The 16,619-nt window shown below is 63.1% G+C and carries 15 protein-coding genes and 1 pseudogene; 5 read left to right on the forward strand and 11 right to left on the reverse strand.

The annotated features are described in order from the left end of the window. Nucleotides 1-332 precede the first annotated feature (332 nt). Complete coding sequence (locus EJ078_RS19250; protein WP_067003930.1) at nucleotides 333-767, forward strand: hypothetical protein; 435 nt, start codon at nucleotides 333-335, stop codon at nucleotides 765-767. 225 nt (nucleotides 768-992) lie between these two features. Here EJ078_RS19250 and EJ078_RS19255 read toward each other — a convergent pair whose 3' ends face one another. The 7 genes from EJ078_RS19255 to EJ078_RS19285 all read right to left on the reverse strand — a co-directional run bounded on the left by EJ078_RS19255 (nucleotide 993) and on the right by EJ078_RS19285 (nucleotide 9,297). Further along, nucleotides 993-2,183 (reverse strand): NADH-quinone oxidoreductase subunit D, encoded by a 1,191-nt coding sequence (locus EJ078_RS19255; RefSeq protein WP_067004196.1) that lies wholly within the window; start codon nucleotides 2,181-2,183, stop codon nucleotides 993-995. A gap of 70 nt (nucleotides 2,184-2,253) precedes the next feature. Next, nucleotides 2,254-2,634: a hypothetical protein gene (locus EJ078_RS19260; protein ID WP_245458866.1), complete on the reverse strand. Its 381-nt coding sequence runs from the start codon at nucleotides 2,632-2,634 to the stop codon at nucleotides 2,254-2,256. Between the two features lie 126 nt (nucleotides 2,635-2,760). Further along, entirely contained in the window at nucleotides 2,761-4,368 is a 1,608-nt protein-coding gene (locus EJ078_RS19265) for an FGGY-family carbohydrate kinase (protein WP_127213973.1), read from the reverse strand. 197 nt (nucleotides 4,369-4,565) lie between these two features. Further along, complete coding sequence (locus tag EJ078_RS19270; protein WP_067318788.1) at nucleotides 4,566-5,450, reverse strand: AraC family transcriptional regulator; 885 nt, start codon at nucleotides 5,448-5,450, stop codon at nucleotides 4,566-4,568. Nucleotides 5,451-5,621: 171 nt separating this feature from the next. Then, nucleotides 5,622-6,572, reverse strand: a complete 951-nt coding sequence (locus EJ078_RS19275; RefSeq protein ID WP_164750362.1) for an ABC transporter permease — start codon at nucleotides 6,570-6,572, stop codon at nucleotides 5,622-5,624. 17 nt (nucleotides 6,573-6,589) lie between these two features. Next, nucleotides 6,590-8,110 carry a sugar ABC transporter ATP-binding protein gene (locus tag EJ078_RS19280; protein ID WP_127213975.1) on the reverse strand — a complete coding sequence of 507 codons (1,521 nt, stop codon included), beginning with the start codon at nucleotides 8,108-8,110 and terminating at the stop codon, nucleotides 6,590-6,592. Nucleotides 8,111-8,184: 74 nt separating this feature from the next. Continuing rightward, complete coding sequence (locus EJ078_RS19285; protein ID WP_127213976.1) at nucleotides 8,185-9,297, reverse strand: sugar ABC transporter substrate-binding protein; 1,113 nt, start codon at nucleotides 9,295-9,297, stop codon at nucleotides 8,185-8,187. A 362-nt stretch (nucleotides 9,298-9,659) separates the two neighbouring features. Between EJ078_RS19285 and EJ078_RS19290 the strand changes: the two genes are divergently transcribed. The 4 genes from EJ078_RS19290 (at nucleotide 9,660) to EJ078_RS19305 (ending at nucleotide 13,708) form a co-directional block, all read left to right on the forward strand. Continuing rightward, entirely contained in the window at nucleotides 9,660-10,841 is a 1,182-nt protein-coding gene (locus EJ078_RS19290) for an SGNH/GDSL hydrolase family protein (RefSeq protein WP_164747343.1), read from the forward strand. A 548-nt stretch (nucleotides 10,842-11,389) separates the two neighbouring features. Then, on the forward strand, nucleotides 11,390-11,866 hold the full coding sequence (locus EJ078_RS19295; RefSeq protein WP_067318776.1) for a hypothetical protein: 477 nt from the start codon (nucleotides 11,390-11,392) through the stop codon (nucleotides 11,864-11,866). Between the two features lie 73 nt (nucleotides 11,867-11,939). Further along, the gene (locus EJ078_RS19300; RefSeq protein ID WP_127213978.1) at nucleotides 11,940-13,223 is read left to right on the forward strand and encodes an SDR family oxidoreductase; all 1,284 of its coding nucleotides are present in this window, start codon (nucleotides 11,940-11,942) and stop codon (nucleotides 13,221-13,223) included. After that, nucleotides 13,223-13,708 (forward strand): DUF2269 family protein, encoded by a 486-nt coding sequence (locus EJ078_RS19305; protein WP_127213979.1) that lies wholly within the window; start codon nucleotides 13,223-13,225, stop codon nucleotides 13,706-13,708. Before EJ078_RS19300 ends, EJ078_RS19305 begins: the two co-directional genes overlap by 1 nt. An 83-nt stretch (nucleotides 13,709-13,791) precedes the next feature. On the opposite strand, the gene EJ078_RS19310 is transcribed toward EJ078_RS19305, so the two are convergent. The 4 genes and pseudogenes from EJ078_RS19310 to EJ078_RS19325 all read right to left on the reverse strand — a co-directional run bounded on the left by EJ078_RS19310 (nucleotide 13,792) and on the right by EJ078_RS19325 (nucleotide 16,609). Beyond that, on the reverse strand, nucleotides 13,792-14,097 hold the full coding sequence (locus EJ078_RS19310; protein ID WP_127213980.1) for a hypothetical protein: 306 nt from the start codon (nucleotides 14,095-14,097) through the stop codon (nucleotides 13,792-13,794). Between the two features lie 19 nt (nucleotides 14,098-14,116). After that, nucleotides 14,117-15,040, reverse strand: a complete 924-nt coding sequence (locus EJ078_RS19315; RefSeq protein WP_245322269.1) for an NAD(P)/FAD-dependent oxidoreductase — start codon at nucleotides 15,038-15,040, stop codon at nucleotides 14,117-14,119. Nucleotides 15,041-15,682: 642 nt separating this feature from the next. Then, nucleotides 15,683-16,039: a hypothetical protein gene (locus EJ078_RS19320; protein WP_127213981.1), complete on the reverse strand. Its 357-nt coding sequence runs from the start codon at nucleotides 16,037-16,039 to the stop codon at nucleotides 15,683-15,685. Between the two features lie 97 nt (nucleotides 16,040-16,136). Then, nucleotides 16,137-16,609: pseudogene (locus EJ078_RS19325) on the reverse strand (MgtC/SapB family protein). Nucleotides 16,610-16,619: the final 10 nt, after the last annotated feature.

Consider the following 16,619-nt stretch of genomic DNA (forward strand, 5'->3'; position numbering starts at 1 on the left):
GTGGGGAGAATAGCCATAAGGTGGTCCCTCGTTGCGCTGGCAGAGCAGTCCGCGAGATGCGGTTTGGGCAACCGGTATCTGCCCGACCAGAACATGATGGGTAGAGCCGCCTCATCCGACGCTTCATCGACACCTGATCACCGGCGGCTGACGCATGGCAGAACGGCCTCGACCGGGGATGGTTCCACAGCGATCCCGCCGCGCTTCGGCGGGGTCGGACACGAATGACGATCAAATGATTTCCCGTCGCCCATTTCGCCCTTGCCGGCGCCATGCAGCGCCTTAGTTCCGTTTGCGGGGCGGGTGATCATCTGCCGACATAGGAGGCGGCCTTGAAGCACCAAACCGTAGACCAACTCAATGCCGTTGCCGACGTTCATGCTGAAGCAGCGGTTCTCATCGCCAGTCGTGGCCAACGCCTCGAACGCTGGGCGCAACTTCTCGAGCAGGATCCCGGCCGGCGCCTTATGGCGCTTGCGGGCACCGAATACGCCACACCCGACGTGCGCGAAAAGATGCGTTCCACCGGATCGCCGATTACTGTCGCCTTCGAAGACCCGATCTTTCGTGCTCAGGGCCTGAAGGACGACACCTACGGCGAAGCAAAGCGCTTCTTCGAACTCAGCGACTGGCAACTGCACGAGGTCGTCTGCCATTGCCATGTCGGCGCCAATCTGCCGGCACGCTGGGCGGCGTCCCGCGTTCGCGCGGCCATCTCTCCAGGCTCGGGCATTCTTGCCTGGCTGAGATCGGTGTTCATGCACTAAGACGACTGCCGCGGTTCGAAGAACCGCGGCAAGTTCAATCCTTATCGGAGACGGAGGGGAGCTGTCCCCAGCCGTCGGTAGCTAGAGCGATTCACCGTTTTGCGAGAACGTCGAACCGCTCTATCTTTTTGCTTTCGCTCATTCTGCTGTTGATGCAATTCCCCGCGCGAAGTTTGGGACTGTGTCTGGAATTTGCTCTTAGGGCTGCCCGCGCCGCACCTCTACTCAGCGATCGATCTCTCCGAACACGATATCCAGCGATCCGATGATGGCCGCGACATCGGCGATCATGTGCCCGCGCGACAGGAAGTCCATCGCCTGAAGGTGGGCGAAAGACGGCGCACGTATCTTGCAGCGGTACGGAACATTGCTGCCGTCAGAGACAAGATAGACGCCGAATTCGCCTTTGGGCGCCTCCACCGCGGCGTAGACCTCGCCCTGCGGCACATGATGGCCTTCGGTGTAGAGCTTGAAATGGTGGATCGTCGCCTCCATGGAACGCTTCATGGTGGCGCGCGGCGGCGGCGTGATCTTCTGGTTCGGTACGGCGACCGGGCCGTGCCCGTCGGGCAAGCGCAGCTTCTCCAGACATTGCCTCATGATCCTAACCGACTGCCGCATCTCCTCCATGCGCACGAGATAGCGGTCGTAGCAGTCGCCGTGCTTGCCGACCGGAATGTCGAAATCCATTTCGGGATAGCATTCATAGGGTTGCGCCTTGCGCAAATCCCAGGCCGCGCCCGAGCCGCGCACCATCGGGCCGGAGAAACCCCAGGCCCAGGCATCGTCCTGTCCGATCACGCCGACGTCGACATTGCGCTGCTTGAAGATACGGTTTTCGGTCAGGAGTTCATCGAGATTGCTCAAAGTTCCCAGGAACGGATCACAGAAATTCCAGATGTCGTCGAGCAACTCTCCCGGCAGATCCTGATGCACGCCGCCGACCCTGAAATAGTTGGCATGCATGCGCGCGCCCGACGCGCGCTCATAAAAGACCATCAGCTTCTCCCGCTCGGCGAAGCCCCAGAGCGGCGGCGTCAGCGCGCCAATATCCATCGCCTGCGTGGTGACGTTGAGCAGGTGCGACAACAGCCGGCCGATCTCGCAAAACAGGACGCGGATAAGCTGTCCGCGCCGGGGAACCGATATTTCGAGCAGCTTCTCGGCGGCGAGGCAGAAGGCATGCTCCTGGTTCATCGGCGCCACATAGTCGAGCCGGTCGAAATAGGGCAGGGCCTGCAGATAGTTCTTGTATTCGATCAGCTTCTCGGTGCCGCGGTGGAGCAGGCCGATATGCGGATCGGCGCGGTCGACGATCTCGCCGTCGAGTTCCAGCACCAGCCTGAGCACACCATGCGCCGACGGGTGCTGCGGTCCGAAGTTGAGCGTGAAGTTGCGAATTGCGGTTTCGGCCATGGCGGCCTCTTCGCGGACTCTCATTTTGTTTGGCCGCTGCAGTCGGGTCAACCGCCCGCGGCGCCGCTGATCATGTCGTGGTCTGGATGATCAGCGTCAGCGTGCCGTCGCCGTCGATGTTGGCCGCGACGACCTGTGAGGAATTCAGCCCGTTCGCATGCAGCACCGATACCGCCTCGGGCGAGGCATCGATCGATTTCTGCAGCTTGGCCAGGTCCGTGGCGGTTGTCCTGGTGACCACGGCTTCGGCCTGGACCTTGATCTCCGCGGGCAGGTCCTCCATCGCCACCACCACGACGTTGGTAACGGTCTGGCCGGAACTTGGAGGATCGGGTTGCACCTGGTCGAGCCGAGGTTGTTCAGCCGGGGGCAGAACCTGGGGGGATTGCGGATCGGCGTGTTGAGCCGAGACCGACTGCGCCAGGGCAAGGGTCGAAAGAGCGAGCATCATCGTCAATGTCCGCATCGTCTTTCCTTCCATGTATCGAAGTCTGACGACACAACCCCTCCGCCCGGCGATGGTTCCGGCCCAAGAGGGCAAGTGACGGTGAATGTTGGCGGGCGACGGCTGGATATCTCACACAGCCAAAACTGACAGCGCAGCAGCCTGCAGGCGTTCGAACGCGGCAAAGCGCCCGTCGTGGCAGGCAGCGAGCGCGGCGTTCGGCGAATAGACCTCGCCCACCTCGGACATCGCCGCCATGGCCGCGCGAAGGTCGGAGTGGCGCCCGGCGGCCACGGCGCCGAGCATCGCTGAGCCGAGCAGCACCGGCTCGGGGGACGTTGGCGCGTAGACCACCTTGCCGGTGGAGTCGGCGATGAGCTGCCGCACGAGCGGGCTCTGCCCTGCGCCGCCGCTGATGGCGATCGTGTCGATCTTGATGCCGCGGCCATGCATGGCCGCCAGGATCTGGCGGGCGCCATAGCCGAGGCCGCAGAGGCCGGCGACATAGAGCGCGACGAGACTGTCGGCCCCGGTCGCCATGTCCAAGCCGGCGATCAGTCCGCGCGCGTCGGGATTGGCCAAGGGGGCACGATTGCCTAGAAATTCGGGAACGACATGCAGGCCGCCGACCAGTCTGTCCGCCTTCGCCGCACCGCCATGCCGCTCCGCCTCCTGCGCCAGCCACTGGCTGAGGTTCTGGCCGCCTCGCGCCGCGATCCCGGCCAGCTCGACGGCGGCGGGGTGCATGCCGACCAGGCGATCGATGGCGGCGCCTGCGGCCGACTGGCCGCCTTCGTTCAGCCACAGCCCCGGCACCATCGCGGAGAAATAGGGCCCCCACACGCCCGGCACGAAAGCCGCGTGCTCGGTCGTCGTCATGGTGCAGGCCGAAGTGCCGAAGACATAGGCCATGCGCGTGGCCACATCGCCGGCGCCGCCGCGCGCGCCGACCGAGCCGATGCCGCCGGCATGCGCATCGATCATGCCGGCGGCGACCGGCGTTCCGGGCAAAAGGCCAAGCTCGGCCGCCGCCTTGCTCCTCAAGCCGTTGGGCAGCGCGCTCCCCGGCGCCACGACCTCGGTGCCGATCCGGGCAAATTCCTCATCCGCGAGCGCGCCGAGCCCGACCTTGCGAAAATAGCCATCATCCCAGCGTGCCTCGTGCGCGAGATAGGTCCATTTGCAAGTCACCGTGCAGGTCGAGCGCGCCAGGCTGCCGGTGGCGCGCCAGGTGAGGAAATCGGCGAGATCCATGAACTGCCATGCCGCGGCGAAGGTCCGCGGCATGTTCTCGGCGAGCCATAAGAGCTTCGGGGTTTCCATCTCGGGCGAGATTGTGCCGCCGACATAGCGCAGCACGTCCTCGCCGGTGCCGTTGATCCTGCGCGCCTGCTCGGTGGCGCGGTGGTCCATCCAGACGATGATGTTGCGCTCGGGATCCCCTGACGGGCTGACCGTCAGCGGCTCGCCACCCGGCCCTAGAACGACAAGCGAGCAGGTGGCGTCGAAGCCGATGCCATGCACCGACTGCGCCGAGATGCCGGCAAGCGACACCGCCTCGCGGACGGTCGTAGCAACGGCGCGCCAGATGTCTTTACTCGATTGCTCGACGATATGGCCTTCGGCATGCCAGGTGGCGATGTCGGCCTTGGCGGACGCAAGCATGGCGCCCGCTTCGTCGAAGACGCCCGCGCGGGCACTGCCGGTGCCGATGTCGATGCCGATGAAATGACTGCTCATGACTTCAGATCCTTCGCCCGATCCGTTCGGTTGCTATAGGTCATTGCTTTGCGGCAGGATGACAAGGTCGCGGACGGTGATGTCACCTTCGTTCCCTATCGGTGTTGCCGTTTCGGCTAGCGGCGCAGGCAAAGCTTTACCTTGCCGCGCACGTTTGCCCATGCCAATTCGACGCCGCTGCTTGTCGTGCCGGGTGGCTAGGCCGCTTTCGCAAGGTTGATGTTGTGCAGTGTCAGCCGCCGGAAATGCGAGGGCGTCATGCCCTTTTCGGCGAGAAACTGCCGGTTGAAGTTGGAAAGGGTGTTGTAGCCGACCTCGAAGCAGATGCTGGTGATCGAAGCCTGCTCGTCGCTCATCAGCATCTGGCAGGCCAGGTTGATGCGCAGCCGCTTCACATACTGAACCAGCGTCATACCGGTGTGCTGGCGGAAGGAGCGGGAGAACACACTGGGCGACTGGCCGGCGATGGCGGCTAGGTCCGTCTCGCTGAAGGGCTGGGTCAGGTTCTCGCGCAGATAGGCAAGCGCCTTGTTGATGCCGGCCGACATATACCCCGACGGATCGGGCAGGTAGCTCGCGCTGGCCAGCATGCGCGCGCCTTCGGCGCGGCTGAGCAGACCCATTATCATCAGGAACAGCTCGATGCGGCGCACGCCTTGCGAATTCATGATCTCTTCCATCAGCGGGCCAAGCTGCTTGCTGGTCTGGCGGCTGAACAGCACGCCGCGGCGCGAGGCTTCGAGCACCGGCGTCAGCGCCGCGAGCTCGGGGAAGGTATTGATGGCGCCGTCGATAAAGCCTTCATTGAACTGGATGATGCGGCAGCGCAGCGGCACCGTCGCGTCCTTCGGCACATCGCTCACCCAGTTGTGCGGCAGGTTGGGGCCGGTCAGCACCAGATTGCCCGGCTCGAACTCGCCGATGAAGTCGCCGACGAAATAGCGGCCGCGGGTGGCGACGATGAGATGCAGTTCGTATTCCGGATGGAAATGCCAGCGCACCGTGCGGAACGGGTAACCGTGCGACCAGGCAGTGAAAGACTCGCCCGGCCTGATCTGCACAACTTCAAGATCGGGTTTCATCGCTGCTCCTCCCGTATTGAAGCCAAGGCGCGTCCCCTCTACGACGCGCCGTCCGGTTTCGGCCTCATGTCAGCCAAGCTACCGAGCCGACAAGATCTTCGCCACCATGTTCGCGTCACTCCATTGGTACTTTTTTGACTATTCTGAGCCTCCACGCCGCTGAGCGGCGCCTCAAACGACGCCGCGTTCCTCGCTCCTTATGCGGAAGGCATCGACGGCGATCGCAAGCAGGATCATCGCGCCGCCGATCATCTGAATGTAATAGGCCGAGACGTTGATGAGCTGCAGGCCGGTCTGGATGACGGTGATGAGCAGCGTGCCGCCGAGCATGCCGATGACGCGGCCGCGGCCGCCGAACAGCGAAACGCCGCCGATGACGGGTGCTGCCACGGCATAGAGCAGCGTCGTGCTGCCGACGGTCACGCTGACGCCGCCGAGATAGGAGGTGTAGAGGAAGCCGGCCACTCCAGCGAGGAAGCCGGAAGCGCTGAAGGCGCCAAGCCTCGCGCGCTTGACGTTGATGCCTGCGGCATTCGCCGCCCGGCGGTTGCCGCCGGTGGCATAGAGGTTGCGACCCCAGGCCGAATAAGCAAGCACGACATGCGCCAGGAGATAGGCGACGAAGAGGGCGATCGGCATTACCGGCCAGCTGCCGATGGTGGCGCTGCCTAGGTAGCTGTAGCCTTCATCGGTCACCACCATGGTGCGGGCCTGGGTGGCGCCGAGCACCGCGCCTTGCAGAAAAAGCCCCATGGCCAGCGTCGCGATCAGCGAATTCATGCGCAAATAGGCGACGAAGTAGCCGTTGAGCAGACCGACGAGCACCCCGGCAATGATGGTGATGAGCACGGCCAGCGTCCAGTGGACGCCGAACTGCTGCATGGCATAGGCGCCGATCATGCTCGAGAAGACCAGATTGCCGACCACCGAGAGATCGATCTCGCCGATCAGAAGCGTGAAGGAGACCGCCAGCACCAGCACGCCCAGCGTGGTCGCCTGCACCAGCACGTTCTGCAGATTGCCTTCCGAAAGGAAGAAGGGATTGAGGAAGCCGGCGAGGATGCTGAACACGATGATCAGGATCCAGACCACATTGTCGAGAAGGAATTTCTTGCTGGTCATGTCCGATACTGCCCCTGTCATCGCGCCGCTCTCGCTTCGGCGATCGCATCGATGGTGATCTCGGCGCCGCGCAGCATCCGCGCGATCCGACCCTTGGAGAAGATCACCACGCGGTCGACGAGGCGCTGCATCTCTTCCGGGTCCTGCGCGAGCAGAAGCACGCTAACGCCCTTCTTCGTCGCATCGTCGATCAGGCGGTGGATCTGCTCCTTGGCGGCGACATCGACGCCGACGGTCGGTTCGTCGAGCAGAAGCAATCTCGGCTTGCGTTCCAGCAGCCGGCCAAGCAGCACCTTCTGCTGGTTGCCGCCAGACAACTCGCCGATCTCCTGGGCGCCGCTGCCCATGACGATCTCCATGGCGCCGCGCGCCTCGCGCATGCGGCGGTTCATGTCGGCGCCGCTCACCAGCCAGCCGAGCGATAGCGGCCAATTGCCGAGGTTGAGGTTCTCGGTCACCGACATCGAGCCGACCAGGCCTTCGCCGATGCGGTCATGCGTGAGGTAGGCAATGCCCGAGCCGAGGCTCTGCCCCGGCGAGCCGAGACGCGCTTCCCGGCCATCGATCAGGACGGCACCGGCCTCGATGGGCAGCAGGCCGCCCAGCGCCCGCATCAATTCCTGCGGCCCTTCGCCGAGCAGGCCGACGAGGCCGACGATCTCGCCGTGGCCGATCGCAAGATCGACCGGGCCGCCGCCGGAAAAGGATAGCCCGCTGAGCTCGATGGCCGCGCCATGATCCTTGCGGGCGCGGTGGAATTCGGCGACGTCGGCGCCGGTGATGACGCGCGCCATGGCCTCGGCCGAAAGCTCCGCCGCTTTGCCGCTGGCGGTCACCTTGCCGTCGCGCAGCACCGTGTATTCCGAACAGAGCTGGCGCACCTCGTCGTTGTGGTGCGAGATGTAGATGAAAGACGTGCCGCGTTGGGTGAGGCTCTCGACCCATTCCAGCAGATGCAGCCGCTCGGCCGCCGCAAGGCCTGCGGTCGGCTCGTCGAGGATGATCAGCGAGGCTTCGGCCGCGACCGCCTTGATGATGGCGAGCCTTCGCCTGTCGCTGGCGCCGAGGTCGCCGGCGCGCCGCCTCGGATCGACCGGCATGCCGTGGCTTTCGAGCTGGCGCACCGCCAGGCGGCGGAGCGCGGGCCAGTCGGTCAGGCCGTAGCGTCTCGGCAGATCCGGCAGCAGAAGATTTTCGCCGATCGAGAGGTCTTCGAAAATCTCCGAATGCTGCGACAGAAGGTGGAGCCCGCGCTTCTTGCGCGCCGTCAACGGCAGAGCCGACACGTCCTCCCCATTCAACAGGATGGTGCCACTGTCGAGACGCAACAGCCCGGCGATGATGTTGGACAGCGTCGATTTGCCAGCGCCGTTTTTGCCGAGCAGGCCATGGATCGCGCCGCGCGACACGCTCAGCGAGACGCCGTCCAACACCGCAAGCGGGCCGAAGCGCTTGAAGACATTGTCGACGGTCAGAACAGCGTTGGCACCGTCCTGCGCAAGGCTATCGGGCACGATTGTGCCGTCGGCGTTGACCATTGGGATAACCGGCAATCTCGAAATGAGGTGAGAACGCGATGGGCGCGTTCTCACCCGCCTCGTCGGCTGCGATCTCAGCCGGCGTTCTGCTGCATCTTCCACACCTGGGTCACGACATTGGCCCAGTGGCGCGGGTCGTCGGCATTTTCCTTGGTGAGGAAGTAGGGCGGGATGGTGAGCAGCGGGCCGGACGGGCTGTCGGCGATCGTGCCCTTCTCCCAAAAATACTTCTTGTTTTCGTAAGATCCGATCGGAACCGGCTTGCCCTTCAGCGTGTACTCTTCCAACAGGTCGACGACGATCTCGACATAGGCGATCGGGTCCTGTGCGATGTCGGCGTCGATCTCACCGGCCTTCACCCATTCCAGCGCATTCGGCGAGGCATCGATGCTGGTCAGGATGATGTGCTTCTCATGGCCGACCGGAAACAGCCGTTTCTGCGTTTCGAGTGCCTTGCGGGCATCAACGACGAAGATGTCGGTCGGCATGTGGATGGCGTCGAGGTCCGGCCGCTCGCGCAGCGTCGCCGAGACCACGGCGAGCGCCTGCTCATGCTGGTTGTTCTGCGGCCGCGAGATGATCTCGATGTCGGGATATTTGCTCTTAAGCGTGTCCTCGAAACCGTCTTTGCGGTCGCGCAGCGCCACGGCGGTCAGCGAGCCGTAATTGTTGAGCACGCTGCCCTTCGGCGAGCCGTGCTTCTTGGTGAGCAGCTCGGCGGTCTTCTCCGCCGCCATGACGCCCGACTGCTTGTTGTCGAAGGTCACCGAAGCGGCTACCTCTCCGCCGGTAAGCACGGTGTCGACCATGCCGAGCGGCACGCCGAGCGACTTCGCCTTCTTGCTCAGTGGGATGAGCAGCTCCGAATCCAGCGCGTCGGAAATGAGGTAGCGCGGCTTCTGCAAGAGCAGGCTGTTCCAGTCGTTGACCTGCGCGTTGGCATCGCCATTGGCGTCCTTGCCGACGAATTCCAGGCCGAGGCTTTCGACCTTGCGCTTCAGCGCCTCCTGCAGCACGACGAAGAAGAAGAAGCCGAGATAGCCGGTCTCCCAAGCCACAACCTTGGAGGTCGTGCCTTGCGCCGCGGCGCGCTCGCCGCCCGCCAGCAACAGGCCGCCGGCAGTGGCTGCCGCGCCCTGCAAAAGCGCGCGGCGGTTCAATGTTAAGCTCTTGGTCTCGCAACCCATGTCTCGCTCCCTGAAATGGTTGGAATCTTTGCCGGTAGAGCTTTCCACCAAGCCCGCCCGGCGGGGCACTCAGCCCCAAACATCCCCCGGAACGTTTCCTCCCCCGGACGATCTGATCAGGCTAGGCGCGCGCTATCCGGCCAGCCACCACGTTCCGGGGCGGGTGTTAGTACTTTTTTGATTCCGCTAGTGAAAGCCGAGGCCGCGATTACGACTGCGCTACAACATGCTCGACCTCCGGCGCGTTGCATTCGGAGTCAAAAATCTATGTGTCGCGGAAAGCGCAACCGGTAGCTCGCGCCGCAAGCCGCGACTATCTGTCTGGCGGAGGGCCGCGCGTCGAAACCGAAGGGATGGAGAGAATGAAGCACTGGATCGGAACCTGGAGCGCAAGCCCGATGAACGTCTGGCCGGGAGACGCCGTGCTCTATGGCTTCCACCGGCAGACGGTACGCCAAGTCGTGCGCGTCAGCACCGGCGGTGAGAGGTTGCGATTGAGGCTGTCCAACGAATATGGCGCCTCGCCGATTCGGATCGGCGCCGCGACCGTCGCGCTTGCCGCGAAAGACGGCGCGGTCGACGCCGGCAGCATCCGGCAGGTGACGTTCGGCGGCGAACGGCAGACCGATCTAGCGCCCGGCGCGCCGCTGCTCAGCGATGTTGTGGACCTAGCGGTTCCCGATCTCGGGCAGATCGCGATCAGCCTCTATTTCCCCGATTTCGCTCCGATCGAGACCTATCACTACGAGGCGCAGCAGACCGCCTACATCTCCGAAATCGGCGACTTCGCCGGCGCAGCCGAACTGCCGGTGCAGCAGACCTCGACCAGCCGCTATTTCCTCAGCGCCGTGCTGGTCGAGAGCGGGCCGGACAGTGGCTCTCTGGTTTGTCTCGGCGATTCCATCACCGACGGCTTCGGCTCGACCGTCGACGGCAATGCGCGCTGGCCGGACCGGCTGGCGGAGCGGTTTGCGAAAAGCGGCCGGCTGTCAGGCATCGGCGTCCTCAACCAGGGGATCGGCGGCAACCGCGTGCTTGCCAGCCGCGCCCGCGGCGCCAACGCGCTCGCCCGCTTCGACCGCGACGTTCTGGGCTTTCCCAACGTCCGATGGGTCTCGGTGCTGGAAGGCATCAACGACATCGGCTGGCCGGAAACCATGCTTGCCGGCCGTCAGGAGGCCGTCGCCGTCGAAAGCCTGATCGCGGCTTACCGGCAATTGATCGCACGCGCCCGCCTCAACGGCATCAAGGTGCTGCTTGGCACGCTGCCGCCCTTCGGTGGCGCCTTCGAAGGCCAGCCGCTCAGAACCTTCTACTCTGCGACCAAGGAGCGCGACCGCGAGGCGGTGAACGCCTGGATCAGGACATCGGGCGAAGCCGATGCCGTCGTCGATTTCGAGCGTGCGCTGGCCGATCCCGCCAACCCGTCGAGGCTGCTCGCCGCCTTCGATTGCGGCGACGGCCTGCATCCGTCCGACGGCGGCTATGCCGAGATGGCCAGGCTGTTCGAGGAAGCTTTCGAGAGCTTGCTTCGCGGCCAATAGGATTACCTGGTTCTGCGAGTGGCGGCTGCTGCCCGCGCCGGCGCCTTCTGGATGTTGGCGGCGCTGCCCATGTCACCATTCTTGGTGCGACCCGCCCCGGTCGTGCTCCAATATCGGCGCCCGTCGTCGGGTGCAATTCGGCGAAAACACGGATGGCCAACCTTAGAACAGGACGACGAGCACTTAGCATAATGGAGCTGGCAGAACAGCTCAGCTGTCCAGGAACAAACTGCAAGTCTTTCCGGTTTGGTGACCGAACCGATTGCGGTCACGAAAATGGTTGGACATAGAAGACATAATAATGAGCGGGTTGCGCAGCTACTGAGGCGCCAGTTTTCCAGTGAGATAATGAGGCGCCATCTGCGTGCACTTCCGCTGTTTCGGACCGAGAGGTGGCTCCCTGACCGGCTTGCCGGGTTGATGGAGGTTTTAAAGCGAAGTGAAGGTCGAGGACGACGGCGTTGATTCTTGCCTCTGGCCTGAAGCGTCGACGTCAGGCTGGACGCAAAGGTCGTCTTTCGATCCCAATGGAGAAGAGATGGTGAGCAATGCGGCCGCTCGATAAGGCGTTGCTTGGGGCTGTGGCAGGCGTCGCGGCGACCATGGCGATGACAGCAACGATGAGGCGCCTGCACGCAGTCCTGCCCGACGACGAGCGCTATCCGCTTCCGCCTCGCGAGATCGTCGACCGCACTTTTCCAGCTGTTGACGAGCGCGAAGCACGTTCAAGAACACTGCTTGCGCATTTCGGGTTTGGCGGTCTCACCGGTGCTTTGTTTGCCCTGCTGCCCACCACTCGAGGGAGCGGGATCGCCTACGGCTTATGCATCTGGGCGCTGAGCTATCTCGGTTGGATTCCCGCCGCCCGCATTCTGACCCCGGCGCACCGTCACCCCATCAGGAGAAACATGCTGATGATTGCAGCTCATGTCGTTTGGGGCCTGACGCTTTCGAGATCACTGAGAGAGATGGAACGCGCCGCCATCGAGGCGTTCGACCAGCAAGCCGAGAGGAGAAGCCGGTGACCGGGCCGCGCGTTCTGCGGAACGATCCGACCCTTCGGCCCGCCGCGCTGTCTTGTCCGGCGGGACATCGGCAATGAAGGTTCTCGTAACGGGATCGAACGGTCTCATCGGCACAGCGGTGTGCGCGCGTTTGGTCGCGTCAGGGCACGAGGTCGTGCGGGCCTCACGACGCCGATCAAGCCGGGCGGGGGAGGCGGGAACGGTCGCCATCGATATGGCGAAGGCGCTCGCCCCCGAGAACTGGGGCAGTGCTCTTCAAGGCGTTGACCTGGTGGTGAATTGTGCCGGTGTTCTGCAGGACAGCGCCAGCGAAAATACGACAGGGGTTCATGCATTGGGCGCAGCGGCGCTGTTTCGTGCCTGCCAGCAAGCCGGGGTGCGCCGGGTCATCCACTTTTCCGCTATCGGCGTCGATCGTGAGCAACCCTCGGCCTTCTCCGCCAGCAAATATGCCGGCGAGGAGGCCTTGATGACGCTCGACTTGGATTGGGTCGTGCTGAGACCCTCCGTCGTTCTGGGCCGCCCCGTTTTTGGAGCGAGCGCCCTGTTTCGCGGCCTTGCCGCGCTTCCTCTGCTGCCCTCCATGCCCGGCTCCGGCCGTCTGCAGGTGGTTCAACTTGAGGACGTGGTCGAAACGGTGGCGTTTTTCCTCAGCCCTGACAGCCCGTCACGGATCGCTCTCGACCTTGCTGGTCCGGACGCCTTCGCCATGGAGGAGGTAGTCGCGCATCACCGCAGGTGGCTTGGATGGGACGAGGCTCGCGTCCTGGCTCTCCCGAGATGGGCGGCGCGTCTACTTTATCGGCTGGGTGACGCCGTCAGTGTGCTGGGATGGCGCCCTCCCATGCGCACCAACGCCGCCCTTGAGATCAGCCGGGGAGCAACCGGTGATCCCGGACCCTGGAAGGCGATAACCGGGATCGAGCCGCGAGGTCTCCCGACAGCACTCGCCGCAAACCCAGCCACGGTGCAGGACAGGTGGTTTGCCGGCCTCTACTTCATCAAACCCGCGATCTTCACGGTGCTGCCGTTCTTCTGGATCATGACCGGAATCATATCCTTGACAACCGGATGGCAGAGCGGCGTCCAACTCCTGATCGGTACCGCGGTGAGCGCGCTGGCGGCGCCGTTGGTCATCGCCGGCGCGCTGGCCGACCTGGTCATCGGCCTTCTCATCGCGCTTCGCAAAACCGCGCGCGTTGGGCTCCGGGGAGCGATCGGCGTATGCGTTTTTTATGCATTGGCCGGCACGCTCCTGCGGCCCGATCTGTGGAATGAACCGCTCGGTCCGCTGATGAAGATCCTGCCGATCGTTCTTCTGCACTTCGTCGCATTGGCGATCCTGGAGGAGCGCTGATGCTCTACTTCGGTCTCAAATATCTCCATATCGTCGGCGCGGCGGTTCTGCTGGGGACGGGCGCTGGCATCGCCTTCTTCATGCTGCTTGCACACCGGACCGGCAAACCGGCTACCGTGGCCGCGGTCGCGCGCTTTGTCGTGATTGCCGATTTCCTGTTCACGGCAACGGCAGTTGTAGCGCAACCGATCACCGGCGTCGCGCTTGCCTGGCTCGTCGGCTATTCGCTCTGGGACGGCTGGATCGCGCTATCGATCCTTCTCTACGTCGTGACCGGTGTTTTTTGGCTTCCCGTGGTCTGGATGCAGATGGAGATGCGCGATCTTGCCCTGGCGGCGGCGAAAGCCGGCCAGTTGCTTCCGCCGCGCTATCACCGGCTTTTCCGGCTCTGGTTCGTCTTCGGCTTTCCGGCCTTCGGCGCGGTCGCCGCTATCCTATGGCTGATGATCACCCGCCCGGCCATCGAATGGTTCGGGACCGGCTGATGCCGGCGGGCCGAGCGAACTCATCTGAGCTACGCCGGCAGGAGAGGCGCCGGCTCTGATTTCCCGTGCATGGACAAGAACGACTACACCAGCGCGATCGGCATGTAGCGGATAACCACCTTCTCCTGTCGAAACCACCGCTCGAGTGCGGTCCGGCGTTCACGCCAGTCGATGAGATCGACCTCGTTGGCCATGACTTCGAAGATCACAATCTTGTCGGCGTTGGACTCGGCACCCTTTTTCCACAAACCGTCGGCAGGCGCCTGAAGGTAAGCAGTAACGCCTTCGAAGCGACTCGCCAGTTCTTCCTTCACGCGGTCGAAATCTTCTTGAGCGAAAGGCTGGCCGTTGTTGTCCGAGCAGGGGAGCAGGATCTGAACAAGATGCATCACAATTCACCGGTGAAAACTAGCACTTGGTATCGTCAAGATAGTTATGCATGTCGGTGGCTGCGATCGAGGCGTGGCCGAATGCGACAGCAATCTGATTGATTTCGTTGACCACATCGCCAGCGGCATACAGGCCTGGCACGACCGTGCGCTGATGCGCATCCACGACAAGATTTCCAAGCTCGTCGCATGTCGCCCCGAGATCTAGGCCAAGTTGCGACCTTATCGTGCATCCCATGGCTGGATAGACGGTATCGAATGAGGATGCTGTTCCGTTGGAGAGTTGAATGGTGGCCTGCTCTCCCGAGGGTCGTAGCGAATGAGGGATGCAGGGCTCGAGCTGGATTCCAGCTTCGTGGATCAGTCGGCCGGCATCTGCATCAATTTCACTCGAAGCATCGGTCGTCAGTACGGTGACGTCGCGAGTGTAGGTCCGCATGAACAATGCCTTCTTCACCGCCTCTTCCGCCGGGCCCAGGACTGCGACCCGCTTATCGATCACCTCATAGCCGTCACAGATCGGACAGAGGCGCAAGGTGCCGGCTCTGATCATATCGTCTGCCGAAGGCGTCTCTGGAAGCTTATCGACAATGCCAGTAGCCAGGAGCGCCGCGCGGGAACGAATGGCTGTCGAACCGATCGCAATAAAATCCGTTCCGTCGCGGCCAATCTCGTGGATTATATCGTGCCTAAGATCGGCTCCGCTCTGCAAAGCCTGCTGCCGCAGCCGATTCAGCAGTTCGGCGCCGGCTATGCCGTCGGGGAAGCCGGGACAGTTGCGCGTAATCGGAATGAGCTTCGCGCGGCTTTGACCGCAATCGACAACGACGACCCGGCGGCGAAAGCGCCCGAGATACGTCGCTGCTGCCAAGCCGGCCGGACCGCCACCGATAACCAAGCAGTCAATTCGTTCCCACTGACAGACGCTATCGTCTTCGATCACCAAAGAACTCCCGGGAGGTGATGCAGAGCTATTGCAAGCGGCTCGTGCCCGGCAAACGAACTTGTCTGTTGGTGACTAAGACCAAGGGCGTGCGCGACTGCTTCCCGGTTCTCATAAGAATGAGGCCGACACAGATGCCGCTCGTGAGGATGGCCTCGTTTCCTTCCGAACAGACAGAAACGAGGGCGCAAAATCCGGCCTCGACCGCGTGCACCGGTAAGCGCGGGATCAGTTGTTTCGTTATAGGCGACCATCTGCCCCAACCGCGCCCTTGCCTATTGGTTCCGCCGTGCATTCGCGTTGCTCGCCGATCCGTTGTCTCGCCAGACGCTGACGATGTTCGGCTGCCTTCACGTGCCGCAGGCCGCCGTTCTCGCCACGCGGCGGACCGGACGGTGCAAAAGTTCGCTTTTGTGGATCAAAGTAGCCCGGCCTGCCGGGCGGGGTTGGGGGCTTGACATACAGGCCGGGCCCTTACCCCGCGCAGCGGGGCAGAGTTCCATTATGCGCCGCGCTTGCGGCGACCGACATTAACATTTTCTAAGACTTGAAAAGCCCGTCGCAGCTAATGAGCGTAAGCGACGGGCTTTGTGCTGCCGAGACGGCTACGTCCCAACGGTAAACGACCGCTCCCATAACAAGTCATGGCCGCGCAGTCAGTTCCAATCTTGGACAGCCCACCCGAGGAACGTGACGACACCAGCGACGTTCCGGTAAATGGCAATCGACGATGATATCGAAATGGCCAGGCGGCATGTTCACGAAGGCGAGCGGCACCTTCGCCGTCAGCACGAGTTGGTTGCCGACCTCAGCGATCAGGGATTGCCGACCGATGACGCCCTGCGCTCCCTCCAGCTGCTTGAAGACATGCAGGCGATGCATCGGCAGCACTTGTCGCGGCTGCTGCGCAGAGCCGAAAATGGCTAGGAGGATTCCTGCCTTGTCGGGCCGGACCATGGGTGTCTGCACTTGATCTGGTGACAGGTCATGATCTGCCATGAGTGCGCCGGCCGAGACGATCGGAATCTGCAATTCAGCAAAACACTGTAACGCCGACAAGCGCAGGGACTGGACGCCCTGCCTCCAAATGCTCCGACTATTGCTCGTCCTTTGGGGCAACCTGCACCAGCTGCAAAAGCCCTAGCACGATCAGCGCCAAGACTGTGCCAAGAATTGCGATTTGCCAGAACCCGAGACCCACTGCCAATCCAATGGCACCGGCCAGCCACATTCCCGCGCCGGTCGTCAGCCCCTGAATCTCCCCTTTGGAGAAGAATATTAGCCCCGCAGCCAGGAATGCGACGCCGGCAGTTGTGGCTTCAATCAGGCGGATGGGGTCAATGGCTATCTCCTGGCCATCGAAGACGGGGAGATGGGTGATTTCGATGGCCAGGATGGCGATCAAGGCGGTTGCTAGACAGATCAGGATATGCGTCCTCAGCCCGGCCGGCCGGTTACGCCATGCATGCCGACGAGTGAGCCAAGAACCGCAGCCAGCAAAAGCCTGGCTGAAATTACGGAAAATGGCAGCCAGGTTTGCTGCCCGAAACGTTCAACAAGCTCATCCATGAGCGCCAGA

The sequence above is a fragment of the Mesorhizobium sp. M1A.F.Ca.IN.022.06.1.1 genome (assembly GCF_003952605.1).
Lineage (GTDB): Bacteria > Pseudomonadota > Alphaproteobacteria > Rhizobiales > Rhizobiaceae > Mesorhizobium.